The sequence below is a fragment of the Streptomyces viridochromogenes DSM 40736 genome (assembly GCF_000158955.1).
Lineage (GTDB): Bacteria > Actinomycetota > Actinomycetes > Streptomycetales > Streptomycetaceae > Streptomyces > Streptomyces venetus.
Genome location: NZ_GG657757.1, coordinates 7,089,624 through 7,099,993, shown reverse-complemented (window position 1 = coordinate 7,099,993; position 10,370 = coordinate 7,089,624). Strand labels below are relative to the sequence as shown.

At 72.2% G+C, this 10,370-nt stretch carries 8 protein-coding genes and 1 pseudogene; 3 read left to right on the top strand and 6 right to left on the bottom strand.

Features of this window, described 5'->3' with window-relative positions; genetic code table 11:
• The 5 genes and pseudogenes from SSQG_RS31095 to SSQG_RS31075 all read right to left on the bottom strand — a co-directional run.
• A pseudogene (locus SSQG_RS31095) lies at positions 1-344 on the bottom strand (Ada metal-binding domain-containing protein); the annotation flags it as partial.
• Between the two features lie 77 nt (positions 345-421).
• A complete protein-coding gene (rsgA, locus tag SSQG_RS31090; protein WP_003993917.1) occupies positions 422-1,528 on the bottom strand; it encodes a ribosome small subunit-dependent GTPase A in 1,107 nt (368 codons plus the stop codon).
• A 198-nt stretch (positions 1,529-1,726) separates the two neighbouring features.
• Entirely contained in the window at positions 1,727-3,238 is a 1,512-nt protein-coding gene (locus tag SSQG_RS31085) for a cellulose-binding domain-containing protein (protein ID WP_003993916.1), read from the bottom strand.
• A 234-nt stretch (positions 3,239-3,472) separates the two neighbouring features.
• On the bottom strand, positions 3,473-4,798 hold the full coding sequence (locus SSQG_RS31080; RefSeq protein ID WP_003993915.1) for a radical SAM protein: 1,326 nt from the start codon (positions 4,796-4,798) through the stop codon (positions 3,473-3,475).
• 226 nt (positions 4,799-5,024) lie between these two features.
• Positions 5,025-6,032 carry a hydroxyacid dehydrogenase gene (locus SSQG_RS31075; protein ID WP_003993914.1) on the bottom strand — a complete coding sequence of 336 codons (1,008 nt, stop codon included), beginning with the start codon at positions 6,030-6,032 and terminating at the stop codon, positions 5,025-5,027.
• 177 nt (positions 6,033-6,209) lie between these two features.
• On the opposite strand from SSQG_RS31075, the gene SSQG_RS31070 reads away from it, so the two are divergent.
• A complete protein-coding gene (locus SSQG_RS31070) occupies positions 6,210-7,466 on the top strand; it encodes a D-arabinono-1,4-lactone oxidase (RefSeq protein WP_003993913.1) in 1,257 nt (418 codons plus the stop codon).
• A 160-nt stretch (positions 7,467-7,626) separates the two neighbouring features.
• Here SSQG_RS31070 and SSQG_RS31065 read toward each other — a convergent pair whose 3' ends face one another.
• A complete protein-coding gene (locus tag SSQG_RS31065) occupies positions 7,627-7,977 on the bottom strand; it encodes a helix-turn-helix transcriptional regulator (protein ID WP_003993912.1) in 351 nt (116 codons plus the stop codon).
• A 183-nt stretch (positions 7,978-8,160) separates the two neighbouring features.
• Here SSQG_RS31065 and SSQG_RS31060 point away from each other — a divergent pair, with 183 nt between their 5' ends.
• Both SSQG_RS31060 and SSQG_RS31055 read left to right on the top strand, forming a co-directional pair.
• Positions 8,161-8,868 carry an ANTAR domain-containing protein gene (locus SSQG_RS31060; protein WP_244299310.1) on the top strand — a complete coding sequence of 236 codons (708 nt, stop codon included), beginning with the start codon at positions 8,161-8,163 and terminating at the stop codon, positions 8,866-8,868.
• Between the two features lie 179 nt (positions 8,869-9,047).
• Positions 9,048-10,316, top strand: coding sequence for an ROK family transcriptional regulator (locus tag SSQG_RS31055; protein WP_003993910.1), 1,269 nt, complete (start codon positions 9,048-9,050; stop codon positions 10,314-10,316).
• The last annotated feature ends 54 nt before the right edge of the window (positions 10,317-10,370 follow it).

Sequence of the window (10,370 nt, the reverse complement as noted above, 5' to 3'; positions counted from 1 at the left end):
TGTAGCCGAGCCGTCCGGCGAGACCGGCGACGCCCTCCCGGTCGACCACGCCGTGCGGCGATCAGCCGCATGGCCCGGCCCACCACGTCAGCGCGGACGTTCCACTCGGCGGAGCCGGGCACGGCGTCCGGGCGGCACCGCCGGCAGGCCCGGAAGCCCGAGCCCTGCGCGGCGGCGGCCGTGGTGAAGAACCGTACGTTGGCCCGCTTCGGGGTGACCGCGGGGCAGCTCGGGCGGCAGTAGATGCCGGTCGTCTCGACGGCGAAGAAGAAGGCGCCGTCGAAACGCCCGTCACGGCTGCGTACGGCCTCGTACCTGGGGTCTTCCCTCGTGTCTTCGTCCATCACGGTGTCCAGTCTCCGCCCCCGGCGGGGATGTCGCTGGCGGAAATCGGACACCGCGCTCGGACGGGGCGACGCGCCTACGAACGCCAGTGCGGTCCGCGCTTGGCTTCCATCGCGGCCCTTCCGATCGCCCCCTTCCGCTTCCAGTCCTTGCGGATCTCCGCCCGCAGACGGGCGTCGGTCTTGGCGACGATGCGCTGGTTCTCCCGGAGGAGCTTGCGGTAGCTCTCCAGCCGCCGCTCCGGCAGTTCCCCGGTCTCGATGGCGGCCAGCACGGCGCACCCCGGCTCGGCCTCGTGGGCGCAGTCGTGGAAACGGCACCGCTCGGCCAGGTCCTCGATCTCGGAGAAGACCTGCCCGACGCCTGTCTCGGCGTCCCAGAGTCCGACGCCCCGCAGTCCGGGGGTGTCGATCAGGACGCCCCCGCCGGGCAGGGCGAGGAGATTGCGGGTGGTCGTGGTGTGGCGGCCCTTGCCGTCGACGTCCCGGGTGGCGTGGACGGTCATGACGTCCTCGCCGAGCAGCGCGTTGGCGAGGGTCGACTTGCCCGCGCCGGACTGCCCGAGCAGCACGGACGTCCCTCCGCCGGCGATCGCCGCCAGCACGTCGAGCCCGTCCCCCTCGACGGAGCTGACGAGCACGACCGGCACGCCGGGCGCGCTCGTCTCCACGTCCTGGACGAGGTGGGCGCGGGTGACGGCGTCCGGGACGAGGTCGGCCTTGGTGAGGACGACGACGGGCTGCGCCCCGGACTCCCAGGCGAGCGCCAGGAACCGTTCGACGCGGCCGAGGTCGAGCTCGACGGCGAGGGACACGGCGACGATGGCGTGGTCGACGTTGGCGGCGAGGATCTGCCCCTCGGACCGCTTGGAGGAGGTGGAGCGGACGAACGCGGTGCGGCGTGGCAGATACGCGCGGACGTAGCGCGGGTTCCCGCCGGGTTCGACGGCGACCCAGTCACCGGTGCAGACGACCCGCATCGGGTCGTGCGGGGTGACGAACGTGGTGTCGGCCCGCAGTACGCCGTCGGCGGTGACGACGTCGCACTGGCCGCGGTCGACCCGGACGACGCGCCCGGGCAGCAGCCCGTCGGCCTCGTACGGGGTGAACGCCTCGGACCAGGCCTCGTCCCAGCCGTAGGGAGCGAGCGCGGTGAAAACGGATGCAGCGGAGCTGGCGGTCAAGGGTGACCCTTCCCAAGGTCGGCCCCCGGCCCGACGTCGGTCGGGTCAGCCGGCGGCCAAGGAGGTGGAGTGGATGAACTGGATGCGGGCAGCGCCCATCGCAATGACAGCCATCGGTCGACACCTCCTCGTTTCTCGACTCGCCTCGGCCCACTTCGTGGAACCGCCGTAACGCTATCCCGTCACGGCGGAGTTGCGTCAACCGCTTTTCGCGCAGTCGTGGCCGTTCAGTGTGAAGCCGTACGGCGGGGAGTTCTTGCCGCGCCAGGAGGCGATGAAGCCGAAGGCGAGGTCGGAGCCCGCGGGGACGGACTTGTTGTAGTCGGCGGCGGTGGCGGTGACGCGGGAGCCGTCCTGGGAGACGGAGGCGTCCCACATCTGGCCGACCCGCTGGCCGTCCCGGAAGGACCAGGACACGCGCCAGGAGTCGAGGGCCGCGCTGCTGGTGACGGTGACGGTGGCCTGGAAGCCGTCGGGCCACTGGTTGACGAGGTCGTACTCGACCCGGCAGGCGGGGTCCTCGCTCTCGCCGGGTTCGGTCCGGCCGGTGGGAGAGGAGGTGCCCTGCGGTTCGGTCCTGCGGTCGTCGTCGCCGTCCTCGGGCTTGCCCGGCCGCTCGGTGTGCTCCTCGCCCTCGGAGGCGGTGGCGGTGGCGGTGGCGGCAGGCTTCGAGGTCGCGGGAGGCAGCGAAGGGGGAGACGGCAGGGACGGGTTGGGGTCGGCCACCGGCTGACGGCGAGCGTCGCCGCGCGCGCCGAGGTCGTCCCCGGAGCCGCCGAACGGCATCATCGAGACGCCGAGGGCGAGCAGGGAGACCAGGACGGCGGCGACGAGGAGGCCGTTGCGGGCGACGCGCGCCTTCTGCGTCCCGTCCTCCTCTTCGCCGGCCGCCTTGCCCGCCGGGCCGGGGCGGCCGGCGCCGAGCCGCACCTCGGCGGCGCGGCGGCGGCGTTCCAGGTAGGCGAGCCCGCCCCAGCCGATCACCCCGCCGGCCAGGGCCCCGGGGAGTCCGCCGCCGTGCAGGCGCAGACAGGCGGCGGCCTCGGCGCACTGCACGCAGGTGGCGAGGTGCCGGGAGAGGTCGCCCGGGGCGTCGGCGGCACAGGAGCGGGTGACGGCGTCCAGCAGCCGGGCGTAGCTGCGGCACCGTGCGTCCATCGGGGTGTCGAGGTGGTTGCGGTGGCAGCGGTCCCGGAACAGGGTGCGCACCTGCTGGAGTTCCTCGGCGACGGTGTCCGGGTCGAGTCCGAGGCGGCGGGCGACCACGGGCAGGTCCAGGGCCTCCACCTCGGCCAGCCACAGCAGTTCCGCGTCGGCCTGCTGGAGGTCGCGCAGGCCGCGCAGCGCGAGCGGGCGCTGCAGCGGGGGTCCGGTGTAGCGGGCGGCCTTGTCGGAGTTGAGCCACAGACGCAGGTCGGGGTCGAGCTTGTGCCCCTGGCCGTCCTCCTCCCAGCTCGCGGCCATGGTGCGTACGGCGGTCAGCAGCAGGGGTATGCGGGGCAGCCGGGCGGGACGGCGGCCGGCGCTCCGGACCGGGCCGGCTTCGGCCGCACGGGCCTCGCGTGTGCCGTGTGCGAACGCCTCGCGGCCGAGCTGTGCGGCGGCGGTGGAGCCGGACGTGCACAGATCGGCGTAGGCGAGGACCGCGTCCCAGCACTCGGAGAACAGCGCGGCCTCGGCGGCGTCCTGAGGGGTCGGCAGGTCGGGCATGAGTCTCCTGCATCCAAAGCGAGATCAACTCACCACAGCGGCCATGGAGTTGGGGGGAACCTCGCGGCAGGGCAAGAGCTTTTCACGCCTCCCTCACAACTGACAAGCGCCCTGTTCAGATGTCAGGACAGGGCGGTGCGCCCCCACGACTCCGGCCTCGGTGTGTCGTACGGATGCAACCGCCCTGTGGCTCGACGCCGTGCCGAAATGAGGGACGACGTCACCAAAGCGTTATCAGACGGGGGTGTTCGCGTCCGCCGGCAGACTGTCCATGAAGGAGCTGACCGAGAAGACCGCGTTGCCGGCGCCGGGCGGACCGTAGCCGGGGGGCGAGGAGAGGCCGAAGTCCTCCATCGTCTGCCGGTAGGCCTGGAGCAGACGGATGTGGTACTCCAGGGGCGCGCCCTGCGGGTTGGCCTTGCCGAGCGGGGTCGTGGGCTCCGGGCACCAGGTGGTGAAGCGGGGCGTGATGCCGTGCGACATGAAGAAGCGCAGGCCCTCGGTGGTCGAGTCGATGGCCTCGTCGACCGAGGTGAAGCCGAACGGCTCGGCCATCTCCACGCCCGCCACGAAGTTGGGGATGACGTTGCGCGCGCCGAAGACCTCGGTCGAGTCGAGGATGCGCTTGTGCCACTCGTCGCGGCCGACGTAGCGCTCCTTGCCGGGGCAGTACATCTTGAACAGGTACTCGTCCCACACCTCGTAGTTGGGGTGGTAGATCTGCACGCCGTAGTCCTTGAAGCGCTGCACGTCGTCCTTGGGCAGCGCCTGGGCGACGACCTTGCCGATCCAGCGGCCCGGGAAGTGCTCCTCGATGGCCTTGGCGTACCGCCCGTAGAAGTCCGCCTCGTCCAGGCCCTGGACCTTCGTCGTGATCGCGCCACCGGTGAGCGTGTACGCGGTGGACGCCTTCGCGGTGTCGTACTTGTCGATGATCTCGAGCGCCTCGAGGACTTCGTCGACGTCCTTCACGCCCGTGTACGGGCGGCCCGCCGCCTTGTGCTGGCGCCAGTTGTGGTTGATGTCGCAGTACTGGCACTCCTCCTTGGCGCCGAAGTACTGGCAGACGCGGAACGCGGTCAGGTAGATCAGGTAGCCCCACTGGATGGTCGGGGCCACCTCCATGACCGACTTCCCGTTGGAGAGCTTGTGGCGGTAGTACTCCGGCATGGGGGGCACGCCCACGTCGGCGATGCGCCTGCCGTCGAGGTAGAGGCCGAGCATCCCGTCCTCGCCCGCCGCCACGCGGTACGGCGAGGAGGGGTTCACGCGGACCGAGACGACCGTGCGGCGCAGGTCGTAGGGGCCGCCGGTGAGGACGATCTCCTCGGGCGGGCGGCGCAGTGCGGCCTCGCCGAGCTCGGGCAGGGTGCCGTGGTCGAAGGAGAAGATGAAGTACGACTTCGGCTTGACCTCGCCGCCCTCGTTGTCGCTGAGCGCCGAGGGGTCGAAGGCCACACCGCCCCGGAGCAGGTCCTCCTTGAAGACCGCCTCCCGCGGAACGTGCGGGAATCGCTCCATCAGATCCTCGACCAGCGCGGTACGGCTGCCGCTGCCCATCCCGTGTCTCCTCCCGGTTCGGACGTACGACTCCTCACGGTATGCCGCCGCGAGCGCGGGAGTCGCACCGGGGTCCCCGATGCCCCGTTTGTCACCCCGGGTGGGCGGGTGCCACGGCGGAGCTCATCAGCCGCCGGGCCCTGCCGGTGCCGTCGGCGGGGACGGTCCACAGGTCCGAGCCGTAGGAGGTGTCACCAAGGCGCCCCACAGCCTTCCGGTATCGGCCTCAGGCCAGGCGTTCCAGGGATGCCAGGTCGATCGCGTGGGCCGGCGGTGCTCCCGCGTGCAGACGCGCGGCCTCTTCCGCGACCGTCATCCCGAGCCGGGCCAGTTCGTTGCCCTGGGAGCCCGCGAGGTGCGGGGTGACGAAGGCTCCGGGCAGGTCGTAGATGGGCGAGTCGGCGGGGAGCGGCTCGGGATCGGTGACGTCGAGGATCGCGGTCAGGCGCCCGGTGCGCAGTTCCGCGACGAGGGCGTCGTGATCGACCAGCGCGCCGCGGGCGGTGTTGACGAGCACCGCCCCCTCCGGCATCAGGGCCAGCTCGCGACGGCCGATCAGGTGGTGGGTCTCGGGTGTCTCGGGGGCATGGACGGTGACGATGTCGCTGGTGCGCAGCAGGTCGTCCAGCGGCAGCAGGGGGACGCCGAGCGCGGCGGCCTCCTTCTCGTCGACGTACGGGTCGGTGAGGGCGGGCCGCAGGTCGAAGGGGCGCAGCAGGTCGAGGAGACGGCGGCCGATGCGGGAGGCGCCGACGACGCCGACCCGGCGGCCGTAGTTGCCGATGCCCGGGACGACACTCCAGCCGGTGGAGGTGCGGTCGGCGCGCAGCCGCTCGCGGGCGGCGAGGATGTCCTTCCCGGCGAGCAGGATCATGGCGAGGGTGTACTCGGCGACCGGCAGGGCGTTGGCCGCGGCGGCCGTGGAGACGGTGATGCCGCGCCGCCAGATCCCGGGGGTGGCGAAGGACTTCACCGACCCGGCCGAGTGCAGCACGGCGCGCAGCCGGGGAGCCGCGTCGAGGACGGCCTCGTCAATCCGGGGGCAGCCCCAGCCGGTGATCAGGATCTCGGTCCGGGCCAGCGCGTCGCGCACGCCCGGGTCGGTGAAGTCCCGCACGACGAGCGCGGGGTCGACGTCCACGGACTCGCGCAGCCGGGCCAGCACCTCGGGCGGGAAGACCCGCGGCACGTTCTCGGCGTCCATGGCGAACAGTGCCTGGGGGCGCTGGCTCAAGGGGGTGACCTTCCGGCTCGGCGGCGCATGGGGAGGAAGAGCGGGCAGAAACCGCTCTCTACAACTTCTCCACGGTAGGCCGAGCCGGGAGGCGGGAGCAATCGAGGACCGGCCGAGGTAGGTTCCGGCGGGGGCTCTCCCGGTCCCCGCGTGACCGACTCGGGGAAGGACGACGCGATGAACGGGACCGTGACCAACTGGGCGGGGAACATCACCTACGCGGCCAAGGAACTGCACCGGCCGGGCTCGCTCGTCGCGCTGCGCGCGCTCGTCGCGGACAGCGACCGGGTGCGGGTCCTGGGCAGCGGGCACTCGTTCAACGAGATCGCCGAGCCGGGCGCGGAGGGGGTGCTGCTGTCGCTGGCCGACCTGCCGCCGGAGGTGGACGTCGACACGGTGGCCCGTACGGTCCGGGTCGGTGGTGGCGTGCGCTACGCGGAGCTGGCCCGCCGGGTGCACGGGCAGGGACTCGCGCTGCACAACATGGCCTCCCTGCCGCACATCTCGGTGGCCGGGTCCGTCGCGACCGGCACCCACGGCTCCGGGGTGCTCAACGGCCCGCTCTCGGTGTCCGTGCGCGAGGTGGAGATGGTCACGGCCGACGGCTCGACGGTGACCATAGGCCGGGACGAGGAGCGGTTCGGCGGGGCCGTCACGTCACTCGGCGCGCTCGGCGTCGTCACGGCGCTCACCCTGGACCTGGAGCCGGCCTTCGAGGCCGAGCAGCACGTGTTCACCGAACTGCCGCTGGAGGGCCTGGACTCCGGGACGTTCGAGACGGTGATGGCGACGGGCTACAGCGTCAGCCTGTTCACCGACTGGCGGGAGCCGGGCTTCCGGCAGGTGTGGCTCAAGCGGCGCACCGACCAGCCGCTGCCCGCCTTCCCCTGGGCCCCTCGCGCCACCGAGAAGATGCACCCCGTGCCGGGCATGCCCGCGGTCAACTGCACCGAGCAGTTCGGCGTGCCGGGGCCCTGGCACGAGCGACTGCCGCACTTCCGGGCGGAGTTCGTCCCGAGCAGCGGGGCGGAGCTGCAGTCGGAGTACCTGCTGCCGCGCGGGCACGCCGTCGAGATGCTGCACGCGCTGGACGCGATCCGCGGGACGATCGCCCCCGTCCTGCAGACCTGCGAGGTGCGCACGGTCGCCGGCGACGACCAGTGGCTGAGCCCCTCCTACGGCCGGGACACCGTGGCGGCGCACTTCACCTGGGTCGAGGACACGGCGACGGTGCTGCCGGTGGTACGGCGGGTCGAGGAGGCGCTGGCCCCCTACGGGGCGCGGCCGCACTGGGGGAAGGTGTTCACGCTCCCCGCGTCCGCCCTGCGCGGACTGTATCCGCGACTGGGCGACTTCCGGGCCCTCGCCCGGGAGTTGGACCCGCGCGGCACGTTCGCCAACGCCTTCGTGCGGCAGGTGCTCGCGGAGGCGTAGGCGGGCTTCCCGCGCGTCAGGTCGTGACGTGCGGCCGGGGTCAGGCCGTGGCGCGCGACCGGGGTCAAGCCGTGGCACGCGGCCGGGGTCCGGCCGGGGTGTGCGGCCGGGGTCCGGCCGGGGTGTGCGGCCGGGGTCCGGCCGTGGCGCGCGGCCGGGGTCAGGCCGTGGCGTGCGGCAGGTCTCGGGTACCCGAGGTCGTGACGCGGTCGACCTCGTCCTTGACGAGCAGGGAGAGCAGCGACGCCACGGTCAGCCCGGCCTCGGCGGGGTGACGCAGCACCTTGCCGGGGTCGATCCGGTACGTGTTGGTGCGGCCCGCCCGGGTGTGGGAGAGATAGCCGTCCTGCTCCAGGTCGGCGATGATCTTCTGCACGGCGCGTTCGGTGAGCCGGCAGTGGGCCGCGATGTCCCGGATGCGGGCGCTGTGGTTGTCGGCGATGACCGCCAGCACCCGGGCATGGTTGGTGAGGAACGTCCATCCGGTGTGTGACTCGGGCACTCCATCCATACCCCGACTCTACCGACCTCGGGTACACGCATTCAAAAACACGTACTTCGTTTCATGTATCAGTTGACGTGTGTGGGGTAGAGAAGCGACGCTGGAAAGCGGAGGCAGGGCGAGCGGACGAGGGAGAACAGGGCCATGCCGGAGCCTGCGTACTCTGCGCGGTCTCACACGCAGGGGGGTGCCGTGCCCACGGCGGACGACGGCGCACCGGAGGCGCTGCCGCCGTGCATGGCGACCATGGACGTCATTCCGGACGGCGACCGGATGACCGTGACCCTCTGGGGCGAACTGGACCTGGGGAGCCGACGGCTCCTGCCTGACCTGTACGACATCCTCACACTGTCGGGCAGCGGCATCGACCTGCGTCTGGACGCGGTCGGGTTCTGCGACTGCTCCGGAGTCAACACACTGCTCGACCTGCGCCTGCGCGCCCTGGACCAGAGCAAGTCGGTGACCGTCCGCTCCACCGGCCGCACGGTCGGGCGCGTTCTCGAACTGACCGGCACGAAGGAGCTGTTCACGGATCCCGGTCCGCAGGAGCTCCCGGCCGTCCCCACGCAGGCCGACGGCGACCGGGAGCTGCGTACCGAGGTGGCCCAGTTGCGACGGGCGATGCAGACCCGGCCCACCATCGACCTGGCCCGCGGCATCCTGATGGCCTCCTTCGGCCTGAGCCCCGAAGCGGCCTGGAGCGTGCTGGTCAGGACGTCCCAGAACACCAACACCAAGCTGCACCACCTGGCCCGCGACCTGGTGGGCACCGTGCGCGGCAGCACGCTGCCGGAGGGGGTGCAGCAGCAGCTCGCGGCAGCCGTCGCCGGCGCGGGCGCGAACGCACCGGACGATGCCGCCAGGTGCCCGTCCGGCGGAGCCGCCCGGGACGGGGACTGACACACCCGGCGCGCGGCCTGAGGCATCATCGTCCGGCCACGGCCGGCCACCCTCGGCCCTCACCTGGAGCGCACTTTATAAAGCCCCTTTCCAAACCCCTTGTCGAAAGTCCCGGCAGCCCATAGCCTTGCGCCGCGCCGGTGCCGACGTCGACCCGGCCAGGGCCGGTCTGGGAAGGAATGGGGCACCCGGTGAAGCGCACATCACGTGACATCCGCACCGCCAACCGCTACGAGGTGCTGCGCCAGATCATCGCCGAGTCGCCCACCTCCCGGCAGGAGCTGGCGGCCGCCACCGGCCTCAGCCTCGCCACGGTGGCCACACTCGTCGGTGAGCTGCTGGACCTGGGCATGATCACGGAGGTCGGCTTCGAGGACTCGGCCGGCGGACGCCCCCGGGGTCTGGTCGCGGTCAACGCCTCGGGAGGCGCGCTGATCGGCGTCGACATCGCCGAGACCTACGTCCACGTCGAGCTGTTCGACCTGGGGCTGAACGTGCTGGCCCGCGCCGACGAGGACGTCCGCGCGAGTGAGAGTCTGCCCGAGCAGGTGGTCGGCCATGTGGCCACCGCCGTCGGCTCGGTGGTCACCCAGGCGGGCATCGAGGGCGCCCGGGTGCTCGGGGTCGGCGTGAGCGTGCCGGGGCAGGTGGACCGCGCCACCGGCATCTCGGAGTACGCGCCCAACTGGGACTGGCACTCCGTACCGCTGCTCGACCTGCTCACCGAGCACATCGCCTACCCGCTGCACCTGGACAACCCGCTGCGGGCCAGCGCGGTCGCCGAGCTGTGGTTCGGGGCCGCGCGCGGCCGGAGCAACGCCGTGGTGGTCAACCTCGGGACCGGCGTGGGCGCCGGGCTCGTCCTGGGCGGCGGACTGCACCGCGGCGTGAGCAACAGCGCCGGCGAGTGGGGCCACACCACGATGGTGCTGGACGGGCGGCTGTGCCGGTGCGGCAACCACGGCTGCGTGGAGGCCTACGTCGGCGCGCGCGGCATCATGATGAACCTGCGCGAACTCAGCCCCGACAGCGCGCTGCTGCACCCCGAGGACCAGACGGCGACCATCGACGCGCTGGCACGCGGAGTCGCGGCGGGCGACCCGGTGGCGCGCCGGGTCGTCCACGAGACCGCCCGCTACCTGGGAGCCGGCGTCGCGGACCTGGTCAATCTGTTCAACCCCGAGATCGTCGTGCTGAGCAGCTGGGTCGGCATCGCCCTGGGCGAACCACTGCTGCACGAGGTGCGCGAGGCCGTGACCCGGCACGCGCTGCCACGGCCCCTGGCCGCCACCGAGATCGTCCTCTCCCCGATCCCCACCGACCCCGTGTGCCTGGGCGCGGCGACGTTCGCGCTCGAAGGCGCACTGCAGGCCGCCGGGCAGAAGAACGGCACACGCACCGCCCCCGCGCGGAGCCGAACCCGCACCGCCGCCACACCACCCTCGTAGCGACGGAGGCGACTCCTCCACCTCCCCCATTTGTTCGAAATCACGAACCGGACA